Here is an 18,960-nt window from a genome sequence, read left to right on the forward strand (position 1 = left end):
TTCGTGGCCGGGCGCGCAGTTCCCCGCGCCCCTGCCGGGCGCGGCCCTCCGGGGCGGACTAGACGACCGGCTTGCCCGACAGTGCCACGCCTGCCTCTCGCAGGTCTTCGAGGGCGCGCTGGGTGGTGCTCTCGGCGACGCCCGCGGTCAGGTCCAGCAGGACGTGCGTGCGAAACCCTTCTCGCACGGCGTCCAGGGCGGTGGCGCGTACGCAGTGGTCCGTGGCGATGCCCACCACGTCCACCTCGCCGACCTCGCGGGCCCGCAGCCAGTCGGCCAGCGGGACGCCGTTCTCGTCGGTGCCCTCGAAGCCGCTGTAGGCCGCCGCGTACGCACCCTTGTCGAAGACGGCGTCGATCGCGCCGGAGGCGACCGCGGGGGCGAAGTTCGGGTGGAAGCCCACGCCCTCGGTGCCGGCGACGCAGTGCGCGGGCCAGGAGCGGACGTAGTCGGGGTCGTCGGCGAAATGGCCACCGGGTGCGATGTGGTGGTCACGGGTGGCCACCACGTGCCGGTAGCCGGCCGGCGCCTGACCGATCAGCTCGGTGATGGCGGCGGCCACATCGGCACCCCCGGCCACCGCGAGGCTGCCCCCCTCGCAGAAGTCGTTCTGCACGTCTACGACGATCAAGGCGCGGCGCATGGTCGGTGTCCTTCGACTGACGGTCCCCCGCTCGTGGCGGGCGGGGGGTGTGAAGTTACGAGCCTAGAGACTTCTGCTCCGGGGCGGGAGGGGTACGGCCGGGGCGGACGGTTGCCGGACGCCCCCGGTGCCCCGCCCGGCGGGGCACCGGAAGGGCGCTAGCTGCCCGGGCCCGCGTGGACGTACTCCGTCGCAAGGACGGGTTCCCCGCGCGACAGCTGCGTCGCGGACAGCGGCAGACCGGCACGTGCGACGGCGTGCCGGTCGCGGACGGCGTCCAGCGGCTCGCGGGCCACCACCGTGCCGCCCTTGACCAGCTCGACCAGGAGCTGCCGGTCGGCCAGCTCCGCGGGGACCGGCCCGGTGCCGATGACCTCGGCCTCCGCCACCCCGTGGGCGTCCAGCCGGCGCGCGGCCCACTTGCGCCCGCCGATGGAGGTCTTGCCGCCGGTGGAACGTTTCGCCACCGGCAGCAGCGGGGCCTGCGGGCCGGCCGACTCGGCGCGCGCCACCAGCTTGTAGACCATCGAGCAGGTCGGGTGCCCCGAGCCGGTCACCAGCTGGGTGCCGACGCCGTACGCGTCCACCGGGGCGGCGGCGAGCGAGGCGATGGCGTACTCGTCCAGGTCCGAGGTCACGGTGATCTTCGTAGCGGTCGCGCCCAGCTCGTCCAGTTGCTGCCGCACCCGGTGCGCGACCAGCAGCAGGTCCCCGGAGTCGATGCGCACCGCGCCCAGCTCGGGCCCGGCGACCTCGACGGCCGTCCGGACCGCCTCGGCGACGTCGTAGGTGTCCACCAGCAGCGTGGTGCCCCGCCCGAGCGAGTCCACCTGGGCCCGGAAGGCGTCCCGCTCGTTGTCGTGCAGCAGGGTGAAGGCGTGGGCGGAGGTGCCCACCGTCGGGATGCCGTAGCGAAAGCCGGCCGCCAGGTCGGAGGTGGTGGTGAAACCGCCGATGTAGGCGGCGCGCGCGGCGGCCACGGCGGACAGCTCGTGGGTGCGCCGGGCGCCCATCTCGATCAGCGGCCGGTCCCCGGCGGCCGAGGCCATCCGGGAGGCCGCCGCCGCGATGGCCGAATCGTGGTTGAGGATGGAGAGGATCACCGTCTCCAGGAGCACGCACTCGGCGAAGGAGCCCTCCACCCGCAGCACCGGCGAGCCCGGGAAGTACACCTCGCCCTCGGGGTAGCCCCAGATGTCACCCGTGAAGCGGTACTCGGACAGCCATTGGAGGGTGTCCTCGTCGACGATCTGCCGCTCCCGCATGAAGTCGAGGACGTCCACGTCGAAGCGGAAGTTCTCGACCGCGTCCAAAACCCGCCCGGTGCCCGCGACGACGCCGTAGCGGCGCCCGTCCGGCAGCCGCCGGGTGAAGACCTCGAACACGCTCCGCCGCCCGGCGGTGCCCGCCCTGAGGGCCGCCTGGAGCATCGTCAGCTCGTACTGGTCCGTGAAGAGTGCCGTCGACGGCACGCCCACCCGCCGGCCGCCACCGCCCCGGGGCGACGGCGCCGCGCGCCCTTCGCCCTCCGGCAGCCCAAGGTCCGCTGTGTCCATGAACCCGCATGCTACCCCCATTTCGTCAGTGTGACGATTTTTGCTGAGCATGGCAGCATGGGCGATGTGACGTCACCCGCGCCCGTAGAGATCGAACGCACCGAGTCGGCGGAGGAGGTCTTCGCCGTACCCGAGCCGGACGTCCCCTGGGTCACGATCGTGCACAACGACCCGGTCAACCTCATGAGCTATGTCACCTACGTTTTCCAGACGTATTTCGGCTATCCCAAGGACAAGGCCACGAAGCTCATGCTCGATGTCCACCACAAGGGCCGGGCGGTCGTCTCCAGCGGCAGTCGCGAGGAGATGGAACGCGACGTGCAGGCGATGCATGGCTACGGACTGTGGGCCACCCTCCAGCAGGACCGGAAGTAGCGACGCCACCGATGTCAGGACACTTCGAACCGCTCCCCGGCGGCGGCGCGGCCGTCGCGCTCGACGACGTCGAGATTTCCATCATCCGGTCGCTGGCCGTCCAGCTGCTGGAACTGATCGGTCCCGGCACCGCCCCCGCGGACGCTCCCGCCGACCCGCTCGCCGAACTGTTCACCGAGGGGCCGAGCGAGCCGCCCGCCGACCCGGTGCTGCGCCGTCTGTTCCCGGACGCCTACGGCGACCCCGGGCGGGCGGCCGACTCGCCCGCCCGGGCGGCCGAACAGGAGGCGTCCTCCGCCGAGTTCCGCCGTTACACCGAGAACGACCTGCGGGCGGGCAAGCGGGAGAACGCCCTCGCGGTGATCCGCGCCCTGGACGCGCTGGCCGCGGCGGGGGAGGACGGGGCGGTCCTCAAGCTGTCGCCCGAGGAGTCCCGGCAGTGGCTGGGCGCGCTCAACGACCTGCGGCTGGCGATCGGCTCCCGGCTGGAGATCACCGACGAGGACGACACCGAACTGCTCTACCGGCTGTCGGACGACGACCCGCGCAAGCCGATGGTGATGGCGTACCTGTGGCTGGGCGGACTCCAGGAGACCCTCGTCTCGACGCTGATGCCCTGATTCGCCCCTATTTCGCGTTCGCTCAGAGGACGCTCAAATCCGGATAACGATCCTGTCACCAAAGTGAGCTATTTTGACAGGATTGTTTGCCGTTTATCCCATTTTTCCTGTGTGGTGCGTCACAGTGCACCGGTGTCATGGCCGGGGCGGTCGTGGTAAATCTTCACGACCGCCAGGCGGACAGCAACCGTGTCCCGCCGGGTGGTGGCCCGGTCGGTCGGCTACCGGCCAGGCCAGCTCCATCAGTCGTGGGGGGACCGAAACCGGGCTGAGGCCGACCGAAGGGCCCCGGACCGGCGTGGAGAAAGGGACACCGCACATGACCCCATCGCAGGTCACCGAGGCGCCAGAAGAGGGCTACGAGCGCGGGCTCGGCAGTCGCCAGGTGCAGATGATCGCGATCGGCGGCGCCATCGGCGTCGGTCTGTTCCTGGGAGCCGGGGCGAACATCGCCAAGGCCGGACCCAGCCTCATCCTGATGTACGCCATCTCCGGCGGCATCATCTTCTTCATCATGCGGGCGCTGGGCGAGCTGCTGCTCTACCGGCCCGTCTCGGGATCCTTCGCCGAATACTCCCGGGAGTTCCTCGGCCCGTTCTTCGGTTACTTCACCGGCTGGACGTACTGGCTGATGTGGGTGGTGACCGGCATGGCCGAGCTGACGGCCGCCGCGATCTACGTCCACTACTGGTTCCCGTCCGTACCGCAATGGCTGACGGCCCTGGTCTTCCTGGTGATCCTGTTCGTGGCCAACCTGATCTCGGTGAAGCTGTTCGGCGAGATCGAGTTCTGGTTCTCGATGGTCAAGGTCACCGCGCTGATCGGCATGATCGTGATCGGTCTCGGCGTGCTCACCTTCGGCTTCAGCGCCGCCGGTGACACCGCCACGGTCTCCAACCTCTGGCAGTTCGACGGCTTCTTCCCCAAGGGCATCGGCTCCTCCCTGATGACCCTGCAGGGCGTGATGTTCGCCTACCTCGCCGTGGAACTGGTCGGCGTCACCGCGGGCGAGTCGGAGAACCCGGAGAAGACCCTCCCGAAGGCCATCAACACCCTGCCCTGGCGGATCGCGCTGTTCTACGTCGGTGCCCTCACCGTCATCCTGTGCGTGGTCAAGTGGACCGAATTCGCCGAAGGCGTCAGCCCGTTCGTGAAGGCGTTCGCCGTCATCGGCATCCCGGCCGGCGCGGGCATCGTCAACTTCGTCGTGCTCACCGCGGCCCTGTCGTCCTGCAACTCCGGCATGTACTCCACGGGCCGCATGCTGCGCACCCTCGCGGACAACGGCGAGGCCCCCAAGGTGTTCGGCCGGCTGTCGGCTTCAAAGACCCCCGCGCTGGCCATCACGATCTCCGTCGGCTTCATGTGCATCGGCGTGGTCCTCAACTACCTCGTCCCGGAGAAGGCGTTCGGCTACGTCACCTCCGTCGCCACCGCGGCCGGCATCTGGACCTGGCTGATGATCCTGATCAGCCACGTCCGCTACCGCCGTGAGGTCGTCGCGGGCCGGCTGCCCGCGTCCTCCTTCCCGGCGCCGGGCGGATCGGTGTGCAGCTGGATCGCCATCGTCTTCCTCCTCTTCGTCACCGGCCTGATCGCGTACGACGCCGACTCCCGGATCTGCCTGTACGTGATGGCGGGCTGGGCGGTCGTGCTCGGCATCGGCTGGCTGTACCTGAAGAAGCGCAATGCCGGGGCCACCGACCGCAGTGAACCGGCGCTGGAGCAGGTGGGCTGAGACCAGCCCACCGAGAACAGCACCGCCGAGGACGTCCGGCCGCAGCACGCCAGATACGGCGAGCACCGCGGCAGCCGCTCTGGACGTCCGCCATGTGGGCCGCTCCGTACCGTCCCTCGGTACGGAGCGGCCCCACTGCTTATCCTTGCCCGCATGCTGACCATCACCCAGGACCTGTACGACCGGATCGTCGCCCACGCCCGTGCGGACCACCCGGACGAGGCGTGCGGAGTGGTCGCGGGTCCGGCGGGCTCCGACCGCCCCGAGCGCTTCGTCCCGATGCTCAACGCCGCCCGCTCGCCCACGTTCTACGAGTTCGACTCGCAGGACCTCCTGAAGCTCTACCGCGAACTGGACGACCGCGACGAGGAGCCGGTGATCATCTACCACTCCCACACCGCGACCGAGGCGTACCCGTCCCGCACCGACATCGGCTACGCGAACGAGCCCGGCGCCCACTACGTCCTGGTCTCCACCGCCGACACCGACGGCCTCGGCGAGTTCCAGTTCCGCTCCTTCCGGATCCTCGACGGCGAGGTCACCGAGGAGGAGGTCAAGGTCGTGGCGGCGTACTGACCGCGGTTCGGTCGGAATTCATCCACCATGCGAGATCCCATTCCGGGAGGCGGATCGGGAATCGATACGATGTACCCATGGTTCTCCACGACGTGAGCGAGAAAGCGCCGGGCAGGCTGCTCGTGGCGCGGCTGCACGTCGATCTGTGCAGGCTGAACAGCGCCATCTGTTGACGTTTCCGTGCCGCCGTGCGGCCGTGAGCCGCGGCGCTCCCCCCACGTGCCGAAAGCCGGGGGACCCACTGTGCGCCCGATCCGATTCTTCCGACAGGAGCCCGCAACCATGGCCATCGAGGTCCGCATCCCCACCATCCTCCGCCAGTACACCGACGGCCAGAAGGCGGTGGAGGGCAACGGCGACACCGTCGCCGCGCTGTTCGCCGACCTCGAAGCCCGGCACACGGGCATCCAGGCCCGCCTCATCGACGAGACGAAGGACGGTCAGCTGCGCCGCTTCGTCAACGTCTACCTGAACGACGAGGACGTCCGGTTCGTCGACGGCATCGACACCAAGCTGTCCGACGGCGACGTCGTGACCATCCTGCCGGCCGTGGCCGGCGGGATGTCCTGACAGGCCCTGATCCACATGCGCTACGACTCCCCGCTCGCCGCGGTGGGCAACACCCCGCTGGTGTGCCTGCCGCGCCTCTCGCCGTCCGCCGACGTCCGCATCTGGGCCAAGCTGGAGGACCGCAACCCGACCGGCTCGGTCAAGGACCGCCCCGCGCTGCACATGGTCGAGCAGGCGGAGAAGGACGGCCGGCTCACCCCGGGCTGCACCATCCTGGAGCCCACCTCCGGCAACACCGGCATCTCCCTGGCCATGGCGGCCAAGCTCAAGGGCTACCGCATGGTGTGCGTGATGCCCGAGAACACCTCCCAGGAACGCCGTGACCTGCTCGGCATGTGGGGCGCGGAGATCATCCCCTCGCCGGCCGCGGGCGGCTCCAACACCGCCGTGCGCGTCGCCAGGGAACTCGCCGCCGAGCACCCGGACTGGGTGATGCTCTACCAGTACGGCAACCCGGACAACGCCGGCGCCCACTACGCCACCACCGGCCCGGAGATCCTCACCGACCTCCCCTCGGTCACCCACTTCGTCGCCGGCCTCGGCACCACCGGCACCCTCATGGGCGTCGGCCGCTACCTGCGCGAGCACAAGCCGGACGTGCAGATCGTCGCCGCCGAGCCCCGCTACGACGACCTCGTGTACGGCCTGCGCAACCTCGACGAGGGCTTCGTACCGGAGCTGTACGACGCCTCCGTGCTCACCACCCGCTTCTCGGTCGGCTCGGCCGACGCGGTCACCCGCACCCGGGAACTCCTCCAGCAGGAGGGCATCTTCGCCGGCGTCTCCACAGGCGCCGCGCTGCACGCCGCGCTCGGCGTCGGCCGCAAGGCGGTGCGGGCCGGGGAGAGCGCCGACATCGTCTTCATCGTGGCCGACGGCGGCTGGAAGTACCTCTCCACCGGCGTCTACACGGCGGCCACCACCGAGGAAGCCATCGCGGCCCTGCACGGCCAGCTCTGGGCGTAGCGCCCGCCCCAGCCCTTCGACCGCCGAGTGGCGGACCCCGGCCGGTGGAACCGGCGGGGGTCCGCAACGGATCCGGACGGCCCGGTGGAACGTCACATCCGTACCCGGTCCGACACCCCTGGCGGAAAGGCGGTCGCCCCATGCGCCGTACGACGATCCACCGCACGACGCTCGCCGCCGCGGCGGCCGTGGTGCTGCTCGCCGGCTGTGGCGGGGCGGGCGGCGGCCCGGGCACGGGGGACAGCGCGGGCGGCGGGCACAGCACGGGCAGCGGCACCCCGTCGTCGAACCCGTCCGCACCGTCGGCCCCGTCGACCCCTTCCGCATCAGGCACCCCGTCCAAGCCGGGCACGCCCTCCGGCGACTGTGTGACCCAGGCCGAACTGACCGTCGCCGACGACGGCCACAGCCTGTGCCTCACACGGGGCGCGGTGGTACGGATCGACCTGGACGGCACCGCGGACCGCCCCTGGCAGCCGCTCACCGCCACCGGCAACGCGCTCAAGGCCGTCAACGCGGGGATCGTCGTCCGGCCGGGCCACGCGCTCGCCGCCTACGAAGCCGTCGCCGCCGGCACCGCCCGGCTCACCTCGTACCGCCCGCTGTGCGCCCAGGGCAGCCCCGGCCAGGTCACCTGCCAGGGCCTGCAGAGCTGGACGGTCACGGTACGGGTCCGCTGAACCGGGGCCGGGCCTGCCCGCTGAAGTGGGGAGGGGCCCGCTGTCGAACCGGGGCCGGGCCCGCCGCTGCGGCGATGCGGCCCCGCTCAGGTCGCCAGGTGCCGCACCTGGTCCCACAGCACCGGATCGACCACGCCCACCCGGCGCCGGAAGTCCCACACCGGCACCTGGCGCAGCTCGTCCGTCTCCAGGAAGCTCTGCCGGCCCTGCGCGTCGCCTACGGAACCCGGCGGGAGCGGGATCACCCCGGCCTGTTCGTCGCGGTACCTGCTGGTGATCTCCGCGACCGTGGCCCGCTTGCCGTGCACCGCGAGCACCAGACAGGGCCGGTCCTCCGCCCGCCCGTCCCGCGCCGCCGCCCTGCCCGAGGCGCCGCGCGGAGCCGCTTCGGCCGCCGACCCCTGCGCGTGCGGCACGCTCGCCCACCAGATGTCACCCGGCCGCGGCCGGGTGGCGCCCGCCCGGGGACCCTCGTCGTATCCCAGTGACGGCGTCCTGCGCCGGGGCGGCCGGCTGCCGCGTCCCCAGCCGTCGACGAGCGTGGCGATCAGCGCGAGCAGCACCACCGCCGCGAGCGCCAGCCACCAGGACGTGTCCATAGGCTTGACGGTACCGGCGCGTGCAACCCCCCGCGCGCCCTCTACCGCATCGCCCGCGCCCCCGGTCCAGCCGAACCGGTGACACCACAGGTGAGTTCGCCCACAACCCCCCTGGCAAAGGAGCGACCCAGGCTTTCGCGCTTTACGCTCGACGGACCGCACGACCCCTGTCTGCCTTTTTCTGAAACCCATTTCGCCCCCAGTGGACCGTTCCTTCCGGTTCGGTCCAGCCGGATTCACCGCCAACGGAGGTTTCTGCTTCATGAAGCTCACCGTCGTCGGCTGCTCGGGGTCGTTTCCGTCCGCGGACTCGGCCTGTTCGAGCTACCTCGTGGAGGCCGACGGCTTCCGGCTGCTCCTCGACCTGGGCAACGGCGCCCTCGGCGAGTTGCAGCGCCACTGCGGTCTCTACGACCTCGACGCGATCTTCCTCAGCCATCTGCACGCCGACCACTGCATCGACATGTGCGCCTACTTCGTGGCGCGCTACTACCGGCACGACGGCGGACGCGCCGCCCCGATCCCCGTCTACGGACCCGAGGGCACGGAGCAGCGCCTGACCACCGCCTACGCCGACACCCCCACCGCCTCCTCCATGAGCGAGGTCTTCGACTTCCACACGATCAAGCCGTCCACGTTCGAGATCGGCCCGTTCACGGTGCACGTCGAGCGGGTGCGGCACCCCGTGGAGGCGTATGCCATCCGGGTCGAACATGGCGGGAAGTCGCTGACGTACTCCGGGGACACGGGCGTCACCACGGCCCTCGACGAGCTGGCCCGGGACACCGACCTCTTCCTGTGCGAGGCCGCGTTCACCTACGGCAAGGAGGACATCCCCGACCTGCACCTCAACGGCCGCGAGGCGGGCGAGAGCGCCACCCGCGCGGGTGCCCGGCGCCTGGTCCTCACCCACATCCCCCCGTGGACCGACCCCCAGATCAGCCTGGCGGACGCGCGCGCCGTCTTCGACGGCCCGGTGGAACTGGCGGCACCCAGGGCGACGTACGAGATCTAGACGTACGAGAGCCAGCGGACCCGGTTCGCACGGGGTTCAGGCCCGTGCGCGCACACCGGAAGGCCCCGGAACCGAGCATCGGCTTGGGTTCTAACGGTCCTCGCAACACCCGTGATCTGTGGGAGTTGCGAGGACCGTGGGCTTTGGGCGGGACGATCTTGCTGGGTTGCGGGAGCCTTCGTCGTGCCGGGCTGGACTCACGCCTTGGTGAGGTCCTCGACCTCCTCCTCGGGCTCGCGGCCCGGGGTCTTCAGATCGAACTTGACGATCGCGAAGCGGAAGGTCACGTAATAGATGGCCGCGAAGACCAGACCGATCGGGATGATCAGCCATGGCCTGGTCGCCAGATGCCAGTTCAGCGCGTAGTCGATGAAGCCGGCGGAGAAGTTGAAGCCGTCGTGCACGCCCAGGCCCCAGGTCACCGCCATCGACGCCGCGGTCAGCACCGCGTGCAGCACGTACAGGACCGGCGCGACGAACATGAAGGAGAACTCGATCGGCTCGGTGACACCGGTGACGAACGAGGTCAGCGCGAGGGAGACCATCATGCCCAGCACGGCCTTGCGGCGTTCGGGGCGGGCGCAGTGCGCGATGGCGAGCGCGGCGGCCGGCAGGCCGAACATCATGATCGGGAAGAACCCGGACTGGAACAGACCGGCGGACGGGTCACCGGCCAGGAACCGGGTGATGTCGCCGTGCACGACGTCGCCGGCCGCGTTCTTGAAGTCGCCGAGCTGGAACCAGGCCACCGTGTTGACGAACTGGTGCATGCCGACCGGGATCAGCGCGCGGTTCACGGCACCGAACAGGGCCGCGCCGCCCGAGCCGAGACCGGTCAGCCACTCGCCGAAGTTCGAGATGCCCTCACCGACCGGCTTCCAGACCAGGCCGAAGAAGACGCCCATCACCAGGCCGACGAAGGCCATGATGATCGGCACGAGCCGGCGGCCGTTGAAGAAGCCCAGCCAGTCGACGAGCTTGGTCCGGTGGAAGCGCTGCCACAGCACGGCGGCGAGCAGACCCATGATGATGCCGCCGAGCACCCCGGGATCGTTGTAGACGGCCGGGGTGTCCTTGCCCTTCTGGATCACCTCGTCGGCGACCGGGAACGCCTGGAGGACCTTGCTGTAGACGAGGAAGCCGACCACCGCGGCGAGCGCGGTCGAACCGTCCGCCTTCTTGGCGAACCCGATGGCGACGCCCACGCAGAACAGGATGGGCAGGGCGCCGGTCAGTGCACCGCCCGCGTTGGAGAAGACAGCGGCGACCTTGTCCCAGCCGAGACCGTCCTTGCCGAAGATGTCGGGCTGACCCAGCCGGACCATGATCCCCGCCGCCGGCAGCACGGCGATCGGGAGCTGCAGGCTGCGGCCGACCTTCTGCAGGCCCTGGAACAGGCCGGATCCCCGCCTCTTTGCGGGGGCCGCCGTCGCGGTGGCGGTGCTCATGCGTCCTCCATCGGGTGGTGGTCTACACCACTCAGTGGTGTAGACCTGTTGTAACACGGTGGAGGGCGCCCACGGAATGGCCATTTCCACAGCACGGTGCCGGGTTTCGGTCACACTTTGGTGACGCCGCCGAAGCCCCCGCCGACACCGTGCCGATCACGCCTCGGCGACGTCCTCGACCTCCTCCGCCGGCTCCCGACCCGGCGTCCGCAGACCGAACCGCACGATCGCGAAACGGAACACCACGTAATAGACGACGGCGAAACACAGCCCGATCGGCACGATCAGCCACGGCTTCGTCGCCAGACCCCAGTTGATGACGTAATCGATCAGCCCCGCCGAGAAACTGAAACCGTCGTGCACCCCCAGCCCCCACGTCACCGCCATCGACACCCCCGTCAGCACCGCATGCACCCCATACAACAACGGCGCCACGAACATGAAGGAGTACTCGATCGGCTCGGTGATGCCCGTCACGAACGACGTGAGCCCCACCGACAGCATCAGACCGCCCACCTCGGCACGGCGGTCCGGCCGCGCGCAGTGCGTGATGGCCAGCGCCGCGGCAGGCAGCGCGAACATCATGATCGGGAAGAAACCCGACGTGAACAGACCCGCGTGCGGATCACCCGCCAGGAACATGTTGATGTCACCGTGCACCACCGTGCCGTCCGACGCCGTGTAACTGCCGAACTGGAACCAGATGGGCACGTTCAGGAACTGATGCAGGCCCACCACCAGCAGCGCCCGGTTCGCCACCCCGAAAACCCCCGCACCCCACGCCCCCAGACCCCGCATCCACGCACTGAAACCCTCCAGCGCGGCACCGACCGGCGGCCAGACCCACAGACACAGCGCCGCGAACACGATCGCCACGAACGCCATGACGATCGGCACCAGCCGGCGCCCGTTGAAGAAGCCCAGCCAGTCCACCAGACGCGTGCGATGCAACCGCGCCCAGAAGAACGCCGCCAGCAGCCCCATCACGATGCCCCCGAAAACCCCCGGGTTCTGATACGTGAAGGCCGACACCGTCCCGTCCCGCGCCTGACACCCGGCCGCCACCGCCCGCGCACCCGCCGCACAGCCCTGCGGGAACTGGTGCAGCACGTTGTAGTAGACGAGGAAACCCGCCACCGCGGCCAGCGCCGTCGAACCGTCCGCCTTCTTCGCCATCCCGATCGCCACCCCGACACAGAACAGCAGCGGCAGCCCCAGCGAACCGTCGAGCAGCGCACCGCCCGCCCCCGCCATCACCTTCGACGCGGCCGTCCAGCCCAGCCCCCGCGCGCCGAACACATCAGGCTGGCCCAGCCGGTTGAGGATGCCCGCCGCCGGCAGCACCGCGATGGGAAGCTGCAGACTGCGCCCCATCTTCTGCAACCCCTGAAACAGACTGTTCCAGCGCGCGCGGGCGGGAACCACCGTGCTGTCGGCGCTCATGGCGTCCTCCGGGCCGCTCGGCTCACAAGCGGGCTTGGCGACCGTCTCCCGAGTGGTGTAGACCAGTTTCGGACGGTTCCGCTGCCGTGAACGCCATCCTTCGATACGTACGACAAGGACGCTCGCGAAGCTGGGCCAACTGTGGGTTACTGCGACAAAGCGGTTCAGACCAGGGAGACGGAACATGGCCAGCAAGGCAGAGAAGATCGTCGCCGGACTCGGCGGCATCGACAACATCGAGGAGATCGAGGGCTGCATCACCCGCCTGCGCACCGAGGTCACCGACCCCTCCAAGGTCGACGAAGCCGCCCTGAAAGCCGCCGGCGCCCACGGCGTCGTCAAGATGGGCACCGCCATCCAGGTCGTCATCGGCACGGACGCCGACCCCATCGCGTCGGAGATCGAAGACATGATGTGAGCCACACAGCCCACCCGTAAGGGGCCCCGCCCAGCGGACACCGACAACACGTCCCAGCGGCCGGGCCCCTCACGCGTCCCCGCCGAACCCCGCAGCGAGAAACAAGGCCGGTACACGCACATCCGACGGGCATCGAACGCCCCGGCATCCGACGGGCATTGCCCGCTCCGGCACCCGACGGGCACCGCACGCCCCGGTACCCGACAAGCATTCCCCGCCCCCGCACAGCCGACTTCCCACGCCCGGACGGGGACCGCCCCCCAACCCCCACAGGCACCCTCCCCAGCCGCCCCACATCCGGCCGGACCCCACCCGCCCAGGCACTAGGCTCCACCCCATGTCTCGAATCGACGGCCGCACCCCAGAACAACTCCGCCCGGTCACTATCGAACGCGGCTGGAGCAAGCACGCCGAAGGCTCCGTCCTCGTCTCCTTCGGCGACACCAAGGTCCTCTGCACCGCATCCGTCACCGAAGGCGTCCCCCGCTGGCGCAAGGGGAGCGGCGAAGGCTGGGTCACCGCCGAATACGCCATGCTGCCCCGCGCCACCAACACCCGCGGCGACCGCGAATCCGTCAAAGGCAAGATCGGCGGACGCACCCACGAGATCTCCCGGCTCATCGGCCGGTCCCTGCGCGCCGTCATCGACTACAAAGCCCTCGGCGAGAACACCATCGTCCTCGACTGCGACGTCCTCCAGGCCGACGGCGGCACCCGCACCGCCGCCATCACCGGCGCGTACGTCGCCCTCGCCGACGCCGTCACCTGGGCCCAGGGCAAGAAACTCATCCGCCCCGGCCGCAGGCCGCTCACCGGCACCGTGAGCGCCGTCTCCGTCGGCATCGTCGGCGGCATCCCGCTCCTCGACCTCTGCTACGAAGAGGACGTCCGAGCCGAAACCGACATGAACGTCGTCTGCACCGGCGACGGCCGCTTCGTCGAGGTCCAGGGCACCGCCGAAGCCGAACCCTTCGCCCGCGACGAACTCGACGCCCTCCTCGACCTCGCGGTCACCGGCTGCACCGACCTCGCCGCCCTCCAGCACACGGCACTCGAAGCCACCCTCGAAAAGTAAAGGGAACGCCAAACAGAAGTCCCCGCCGCGGCAACCCCACCGGCCTCCCCGGCGTCCCCATGAATACGGGCGCACGACACACAGGTCTGCGCCCCGCCAGCCTGAACCGGGGAGGAACCCAGCCATGGCCGCGAGTCGACGCCGCCGTCGAACCCGTATCACCGCCGTCGCCGCCGTGACGGCCGGCGTCGCACTCACCACCGGCCTCCTCACCGGATGCGACAGCGTCGACAGGGCCCTCGACTGCGTCCGCACCGCCGACTCCATCGCCGACAGCGTCACCCGACTCCAGCAGGCAGTGGAGAACGCCGCCGACGACCCCACCCAGGCCGCCGAATCCCTCGACGCCATCGAGAAGAACCTCGACAAGATCGGCGACACCACCGACGACGCCGACGTCAACAAAGCCGTCGACAACCTCGGCACAGCCGTCGGCAACATCCGCACAGCGATCAAGAACGGCGACGCCACCCCCGACGTCGGACCGGTCACCGACGCCGCGGGCGAACTGACCAAGGTCTGCACCCCGTAAACCTTGTGTGAGTGGCCGGCGTACAGGAAATCCGGACGGCGCAGATGACTCCCTTGACGGCGACGGTAGGGCGCCCACCGACGCGACCGCGGACGACCCGTCCTCGCGTCGCCGCCGGAGCTACCGACGTGATGCGCGTCACACGACCTTGCCCCTGACGTCAACGTCAGCTTTTAGAGTGACCGATGTGCGGGCCGGACGAGCAAGGCCCCGGGCGAATCATGGGAGAAGGAAGAGATGCTGTACGACTACAAGACCCTGCGGGTGACGGTCGACACGGGCGTGGCCCGAGTCACCATCGACAACGCCCCGGTCAACATGCTGGACACCACGCTCGTCAACGAACTGCACGACTTCGTCGGTGCCGTGGCCGACGACGAGCAGGTCCGCGTGATCGTGCTGGACAGCGCCGACCCGGAGTTCTTCGCTGCGCACGTCGACTTCGGCTTCATGCTGGACCCGGCCGCGTTCGGCGGGCTGGCCAACCCGGGCGCCGGCAGCGGCGGCGACGAGTCGCTGATCAACCCGATGCAGAAGCTGATGCTGCGGCTGCGCCTGCTGCCGCAGGTGACGATCGGCAAACTGTCCGGCCGGCTGCGGGGCGGCGGCAACGAGCTGGCCATGGCCCTGGACATGCGCTTCGCCGCCCGCGGACGGACCTGGCTGTCCCAGGTCGAGACCCGGATCGGCATCATCCCCGGAGGCGGCGGAACCCAGTTGCTGCCGCCCCTGGTGGGCCGGGCCCGCGCGCTGGAAGCGATCCTCGGCGGGAACCTGTTCGACGCCGAGACGGCCGAACGCTACGGCTGGATCAACCGCGCCCTGCCGGCCGAGGAACTCGACGCATTCGTGGACGACCTCGCCCGACGCATTGCGGCACTGCGGCCGGAACAGATCGCCGCGACGAAGGCCGCGGTCGGCGCGGCGGCAGCCACCGGCGGGGACCTGCTGGCCGGCTTCACCGAGGAGAGCAAGGTGCTGGGTGCCGTCTACCCGGCCCCGGACGCGGTGGTCGAGCGGGCGCGCACGGCCGTCGAGAGCGGGATGCAAAGCCGCGAAAACGAACTCGACCTGGAGGCGTCACTGGACCGCGTCGCACAGCTCCCGTAAACCGCCGGCCGGCAGCGGGGGATACTGGCGCGCATGACCCGCCTGATCCTCGCCACCCGCAACACCGGAAAGATCACCGAGCTGCGCTCGATCCTCGCCGACGCGGGCCTGCCCCACGAACTCGTGGGCGCGGACGCCTACCCCGACATCCCCGACGTCAAGGAGACCGGCGTCACCTTCGCCGAGAACGCCCTGCTGAAGGCACACGCCCTCGCCCGGGCAACCGGCCTGCCCGCCGTCGCCGACGACTCGGGCCTGTGCGTCGACGTCATGAACGGCGCCCCCGGCATCTTCTCCGCCCGCTGGGCCGGACGCCACGGCGACGACAAGGCCAACCTGGACCTGCTGCTCGCCCAACTCGCCGACATCTCCGACGAACACCGCGCCGCGCACTTCGCCTGCGCGGCGGCCCTGGCCCTGCCCGACGGCCGCGAAGCGGTGGTCGAGGGCCAACTGCGGGGCACCCTCCGCCACACCCCCGCGGGCACCAACGGCTTCGGCTACGACCCGATCCTCCAGCCGGACGACGACACCCGCACCTGCGCCGAACTCACCCCGGCCGAGAAGAACGCCATCAGCCACCGGGGGAAGGCGTTCCGGGCGTTGGTACCGGTGGTGCGGGAGTTGTTGGGCTGAGGGCATGAAAAACGCCCCGCACCTTTGAATGCAAGGTGCGGGGCCCCTTTTGCCTGTGCGCCCGGTCGGATTCGAACCGACAAACACGACCACCTAAAGATCGCCGCTCGGCCGTTGGCGTACGGGCGCCTGCGACGGGGCCTACTTTACTGGGCTACGCCTTCCGCCGTCCGCCCCCTCTGCACCAGGTGCTGGTGATCGCGTGGCAGTTCGGGCAGAGCAGCCGCAGGTTCTCGCGCCGGTTGTCCCTCCAGTCGCCGTTCACATGATCGATCTCCAGCGTCATGGGGCGCCCCAGCCACTGAGGGCCCACCCCGCACCCGGCGCACCGTTCTGGGACGCCGACCGCACGGAGCGCACGGCGTAGCCGCGAGGTCGCCGTCCGCGGCCCGGCAGCGCGTCGGACCAGGACCTCCGAGGGGGACCGTCTGTTTGCGGCTCGCTGCCCTCTCCGGTGTCCCTGTCCCACGAAGTGGGCGGTGGAGAGGCACTCTTGCGCGATCAACTTCCTGAGGCCGATGCGTTGCCCGCTGTTGTCCGGGCGGCCCAGGCGGCGAAGCACCTCCGCGAGGGAAGCCGACTCGGCCACTGCGTCATGCAACTCGCTGGATGTGGGACGGGGGAGTCTGCCGCTGGCGGGGAAATGCGAGACGTCGATGTCGAAGTCCGCGAATCGCTTCAGGATGTGCCGGCGGAGGCTCGGATAGGGCCGGGTGCCGAGGTGGGCGATGACCTCGTCGACATCGGAGCATTGCTCGGCAGCCTGCATCAGCCGCTCTCGGGTGTACCGCCCGACTTCACTCACGAGGCGCCGTCCCTGACGGACCGGCTGCCACGGCCACGGTAATTGTCCGTCGTCGAGTGGCAGTTGGGGCAGAGCAGCCGCAGGTTCTGGATCTCGTTGTTGCGCCAGTCACCGTCGATGTGGTCGACCTCAAGCGGCAGCGGTTCGCCCAGCCAGACCGGCGCCACGCCGCACATGGCGCAGTGTTCGTCGAGACCGCGCTCCAGCATGGCCCGCTTGAGACGGCTGCTCTGCATCCGCCGGGCCGTGGCGGCTGGCTGCTTCACCAGCAACCCCTCCGGTGCCCGACGGCGGCTCCCCTCTCCCTTCCGTGCCGATACCCGGAAGTGCGAGGTGTCGATGCCGTACGCCTTGATCCGGCGGCTGATGTGGGTGTGATGCCCGCCGACCATGTCAAGGCCGAGCCGGCGCAGCACCTCACTCATGGTCGTCGAAGCCGCCACCGCCGCCTGAAGGATCTCCCGGGTCCATTTGACTCCCTCCTTCTCGAAGTGCGACGTGTCGATCCCCAGCTTCCGCATCCGCTCCCTCAGGTAGTTCCTGGTGGAGCTCCGTGAATCCACCCCCAGTCGCTCCAGGGCCCCCGACAGTGTCCGTGCCCCCTGAACCGCGGCCTCCAGCCGCTCCCTGCTGTAAGCACTGTCCCCCACACCGATCCCCCTTCGCTCTCGGCCACGCGTTCGTGGCCCGTACGGAGTAACGAAGTGATGGTCGGATGGTCACGTGCGGGCAGCGGAACGGCCCGTGGCTGGGTGGGTTTCCCGGTGCGGGCTGTCGGTGCGAGGTGCGGTCGTGGGGGTCAGACGCCCAGGTCCTTGATGATCTTGGCGACGTGGCCGGTGGCCTTGACGTTGTACAGGGCCCGTTCCACCTTGCCCTGCTCGTCGACGATCACCGTGGAGCGGATGACGCCGACCACCGTCTTGCCGTACAGCTTCTTCTCGCCGAAGGCGCCGTACTCCTCCAGGACCTGCTTGTCGGGGTCGGCGAGGAGGGTGACCTTCAGGGACTCCTTCTCGCGGAACTTCGCCAGTTTCTCCGGCTTGTCGGGGGAGATGCCGATCACGTCGTACCCCGCGCCGGCCAGCACGTCCAGGTTGTCGGTGAAGTCGCACGCCTGCTTGGTGCAGCCGGGGGTGAGGGCCGCCGGGTAGAAGTACACGATGACCTTGCGGCCCTTGTGGTCCGACAAGGACACCTCGTTGCCGTCGGCGTCGGGGAGGGTGAAGGCGGGGGCCACGTCCCCGGGCTGGAGTCGCTCGCTCATCGGTCTAGCGTAACGGGGGGTCCTGGCAGTGCGGCGGCCCGGGAAGCTGACAGACTGTCCGAAACAGCACCAGCAGACTTCGGAGGCCGTACGGTGGCGGACACGTCGGACACCAGAACCCCGGCGCAGATCGAGGCGGACATCAGGCGCCGCCGTGAAGTGCTGGCCGAGACGCTCGACGAGATCGGGGTGCGGGTGCATCCGAAGACCGTCGTCGGGGATGCCAAGGCCAAGGTCGTCGCCAATGTCGACCACACCCTGGGACGAGCTTATGTGCAGGTCAACCGGGTGATCAGTGACGTCAGGGCGCAGTTCGTCGACGAGGAGGGGGCGCCGCGGATGGAGCGCATCGTGCCCGTTGCGCTGCTCGCCGTCGGGGTGGTGGGGCTGGTCACCCTCGGGTCCCGGCGCCGCAAGGGCTGACCCGGACTCCTCCGGGCACGTCGAAGGCAGGTAGGTTCGAAGGCGTGAGCGCCAAAAGTAACGAGCACAGCAGCTCCCAGCACGACAAGCTGCCCATCCGGATGCTGCACGACCGCGTCCTCGTGCGGCAGGACACCAGCGAGGGCGAGCGGCGTTCGGGCGGCGGCATCCTGATTCCCGCCACCGCGGCCGTGGGCCGTCGGCTGGCCTGGGCCGAGGTCGTCGCGGTCGGGCAGAACGTCCGGACCGTGGAGCCGGGCGACCGGGTCCTGTACGACCCGGAGGACCGGGCCGAGGTCGAGGTGCGGGGTGTCGCGTACGTGCTGATGCGCGAGCGTGATCTGCACGCGGTGGCCGCGGACCGGTTCGAGGGCTCGGAGGACTCCACCGGCCTGTACCTGTAGCGAGGTCCGTCAGCACGACCAGCACGACCAGCACGACCAGTGCAAGTCGGTACATGTCAGT

24 protein-coding genes and 1 tRNA gene are annotated in these 18,960 nt (G+C 69.8%); 16 read left to right on the top strand and 9 right to left on the bottom strand.

Annotated features, from left to right (window positions below):
- Positions 1 to 58 precede the first annotated feature (58 nt).
- Positions 59 to 643 (bottom strand): isochorismatase family protein, encoded by a 585-nt coding sequence (locus ACFYPJ_RS00535; protein ID WP_389008214.1) that lies wholly within the window; start codon positions 641 to 643, stop codon positions 59 to 61.
- 158 nt (positions 644 to 801) lie between these two features.
- A complete protein-coding gene (locus ACFYPJ_RS00540; protein WP_389008217.1) occupies positions 802 to 2,199 on the bottom strand; it encodes a nicotinate phosphoribosyltransferase in 1,398 nt (465 codons plus the stop codon).
- Positions 2,200 to 2,256: 57 nt separating this feature from the next.
- Here ACFYPJ_RS00540 and clpS point away from each other — a divergent pair, with 57 nt between their 5' ends.
- From clpS to ACFYPJ_RS00580, 8 genes are all read left to right on the top strand, one after another.
- Positions 2,257 to 2,574 carry an ATP-dependent Clp protease adapter ClpS gene (clpS, locus tag ACFYPJ_RS00545; RefSeq protein ID WP_121894012.1) on the top strand — a complete coding sequence of 106 codons (318 nt, stop codon included), beginning with the start codon at positions 2,257 to 2,259 and terminating at the stop codon, positions 2,572 to 2,574.
- Between the two features lie 11 nt (positions 2,575 to 2,585).
- The gene (locus ACFYPJ_RS00550; RefSeq protein WP_389008220.1) at positions 2,586 to 3,194 is read left to right on the top strand and encodes a DUF2017 domain-containing protein; all 609 of its coding nucleotides are present in this window, start codon (positions 2,586 to 2,588) and stop codon (positions 3,192 to 3,194) included.
- 319 nt (positions 3,195 to 3,513) lie between these two features.
- The gene (locus ACFYPJ_RS00555) at positions 3,514 to 4,932 is read left to right on the top strand and encodes an amino acid permease (RefSeq protein ID WP_389008223.1); all 1,419 of its coding nucleotides are present in this window, start codon (positions 3,514 to 3,516) and stop codon (positions 4,930 to 4,932) included.
- A 153-nt stretch (positions 4,933 to 5,085) separates the two neighbouring features.
- Positions 5,086 to 5,508, top strand: a complete 423-nt coding sequence (locus ACFYPJ_RS00560) for a Mov34/MPN/PAD-1 family protein (protein ID WP_389008226.1) — start codon at positions 5,086 to 5,088, stop codon at positions 5,506 to 5,508.
- Between the two features lie 77 nt (positions 5,509 to 5,585).
- Positions 5,586 to 5,681 (top strand): putative leader peptide, encoded by a 96-nt coding sequence (locus ACFYPJ_RS00565; protein WP_389008229.1) that lies wholly within the window; start codon positions 5,586 to 5,588, stop codon positions 5,679 to 5,681.
- Between the two features lie 109 nt (positions 5,682 to 5,790).
- Entirely contained in the window at positions 5,791 to 6,078 is a 288-nt protein-coding gene (locus ACFYPJ_RS00570; RefSeq protein ID WP_389008232.1) for a MoaD/ThiS family protein, read from the top strand.
- Positions 6,079 to 6,093: 15 nt separating this feature from the next.
- A complete protein-coding gene (locus ACFYPJ_RS00575; RefSeq protein WP_389008234.1) occupies positions 6,094 to 7,044 on the top strand; it encodes a PLP-dependent cysteine synthase family protein in 951 nt (316 codons plus the stop codon).
- A 140-nt stretch (positions 7,045 to 7,184) separates the two neighbouring features.
- Entirely contained in the window at positions 7,185 to 7,724 is a 540-nt protein-coding gene (locus ACFYPJ_RS00580; RefSeq protein WP_389008237.1) for a hypothetical protein, read from the top strand.
- A gap of 86 nt (positions 7,725 to 7,810) precedes the next feature.
- Here the strand turns inward: ACFYPJ_RS00580 and ACFYPJ_RS00585 are convergent, their stop codons facing one another.
- Positions 7,811 to 8,323 (bottom strand): type II toxin-antitoxin system PemK/MazF family toxin, encoded by a 513-nt coding sequence (locus tag ACFYPJ_RS00585; protein WP_389008239.1) that lies wholly within the window; start codon positions 8,321 to 8,323, stop codon positions 7,811 to 7,813.
- A gap of 262 nt (positions 8,324 to 8,585) precedes the next feature.
- Between ACFYPJ_RS00585 and ACFYPJ_RS00590 the strand changes: the two genes are divergently transcribed.
- Positions 8,586 to 9,338 carry an MBL fold metallo-hydrolase gene (locus ACFYPJ_RS00590; protein WP_389008242.1) on the top strand — a complete coding sequence of 251 codons (753 nt, stop codon included), beginning with the start codon at positions 8,586 to 8,588 and terminating at the stop codon, positions 9,336 to 9,338.
- 197 nt (positions 9,339 to 9,535) lie between these two features.
- Here the strand turns inward: ACFYPJ_RS00590 and ACFYPJ_RS00595 are convergent, their stop codons facing one another.
- The gene (locus ACFYPJ_RS00595) at positions 9,536 to 10,786 is read right to left on the bottom strand and encodes a PTS transporter subunit EIIC (protein ID WP_389008245.1); all 1,251 of its coding nucleotides are present in this window, start codon (positions 10,784 to 10,786) and stop codon (positions 9,536 to 9,538) included.
- A 156-nt stretch (positions 10,787 to 10,942) separates the two neighbouring features.
- On the bottom strand, positions 10,943 to 12,229 hold the full coding sequence (locus ACFYPJ_RS00600) for a PTS transporter subunit EIIC (RefSeq protein ID WP_389008248.1): 1,287 nt from the start codon (positions 12,227 to 12,229) through the stop codon (positions 10,943 to 10,945).
- 184 nt (positions 12,230 to 12,413) lie between these two features.
- Between ACFYPJ_RS00600 and ACFYPJ_RS00605 the strand changes: the two genes are divergently transcribed.
- From ACFYPJ_RS00605 to rdgB, 5 genes are all read left to right on the top strand, one after another.
- Positions 12,414 to 12,647, top strand: a complete 234-nt coding sequence (locus ACFYPJ_RS00605) for a glucose PTS transporter subunit EIIB (protein ID WP_376523848.1) — start codon at positions 12,414 to 12,416, stop codon at positions 12,645 to 12,647.
- 337 nt (positions 12,648 to 12,984) lie between these two features.
- Positions 12,985 to 13,722: a ribonuclease PH gene (gene rph, locus ACFYPJ_RS00610; protein WP_389008251.1), complete on the top strand. Its 738-nt coding sequence runs from the start codon at positions 12,985 to 12,987 to the stop codon at positions 13,720 to 13,722.
- A gap of 124 nt (positions 13,723 to 13,846) precedes the next feature.
- Positions 13,847 to 14,254 (top strand): hypothetical protein, encoded by a 408-nt coding sequence (locus ACFYPJ_RS00615; RefSeq protein WP_389008254.1) that lies wholly within the window; start codon positions 13,847 to 13,849, stop codon positions 14,252 to 14,254.
- A gap of 237 nt (positions 14,255 to 14,491) precedes the next feature.
- The gene (locus tag ACFYPJ_RS00620; RefSeq protein ID WP_389008257.1) at positions 14,492 to 15,364 is read left to right on the top strand and encodes an enoyl-CoA hydratase/isomerase family protein; all 873 of its coding nucleotides are present in this window, start codon (positions 14,492 to 14,494) and stop codon (positions 15,362 to 15,364) included.
- Between the two features lie 33 nt (positions 15,365 to 15,397).
- Positions 15,398 to 16,000, top strand: coding sequence for an RdgB/HAM1 family non-canonical purine NTP pyrophosphatase (rdgB, locus tag ACFYPJ_RS00625; protein ID WP_389008260.1), 603 nt, complete (start codon positions 15,398 to 15,400; stop codon positions 15,998 to 16,000).
- A gap of 56 nt (positions 16,001 to 16,056) precedes the next feature.
- Here the strand turns inward: rdgB and ACFYPJ_RS00630 are convergent.
- The 4 genes from ACFYPJ_RS00630 to bcp all read right to left on the bottom strand — a co-directional run bounded on the left by ACFYPJ_RS00630 (position 16,057) and on the right by bcp (position 18,072).
- Positions 16,057 to 16,129, bottom strand: a tRNA-Leu gene (locus ACFYPJ_RS00630).
- A 25-nt stretch (positions 16,130 to 16,154) separates the two neighbouring features.
- The gene (locus ACFYPJ_RS00635) at positions 16,155 to 16,286 is read right to left on the bottom strand and encodes an HNH endonuclease (RefSeq protein ID WP_389008263.1); all 132 of its coding nucleotides are present in this window, start codon (positions 16,284 to 16,286) and stop codon (positions 16,155 to 16,157) included.
- Between the two features lie 515 nt (positions 16,287 to 16,801).
- Positions 16,802 to 17,455: an HNH endonuclease signature motif containing protein gene (locus ACFYPJ_RS00640; protein ID WP_389008266.1), complete on the bottom strand. Its 654-nt coding sequence runs from the start codon at positions 17,453 to 17,455 to the stop codon at positions 16,802 to 16,804.
- Between the two features lie 149 nt (positions 17,456 to 17,604).
- The gene (bcp, locus tag ACFYPJ_RS00645; protein WP_389008269.1) at positions 17,605 to 18,072 is read right to left on the bottom strand and encodes a thioredoxin-dependent thiol peroxidase; all 468 of its coding nucleotides are present in this window, start codon (positions 18,070 to 18,072) and stop codon (positions 17,605 to 17,607) included.
- Positions 18,073 to 18,165: 93 nt separating this feature from the next.
- On the opposite strand from bcp, the gene ACFYPJ_RS00650 reads away from it, so the two are divergent.
- Together ACFYPJ_RS00650 and ACFYPJ_RS00655 are read left to right on the top strand one after the other, a co-directional pair.
- Positions 18,166 to 18,495, top strand: coding sequence for a DUF3618 domain-containing protein (locus ACFYPJ_RS00650; RefSeq protein ID WP_389008272.1), 330 nt, complete (start codon positions 18,166 to 18,168; stop codon positions 18,493 to 18,495).
- Between the two features lie 44 nt (positions 18,496 to 18,539).
- On the top strand, positions 18,540 to 18,899 hold the full coding sequence (locus ACFYPJ_RS00655; protein WP_389008275.1) for a GroES family chaperonin: 360 nt from the start codon (positions 18,540 to 18,542) through the stop codon (positions 18,897 to 18,899).
- The last annotated feature ends 61 nt before the right edge of the window (positions 18,900 to 18,960 follow it).

The sequence above is a fragment of the Streptomyces sp. NPDC006012 genome, from assembly GCF_042871185.1.
Taxonomy (GTDB): domain Bacteria; phylum Actinomycetota; class Actinomycetes; order Streptomycetales; family Streptomycetaceae; genus Streptomyces.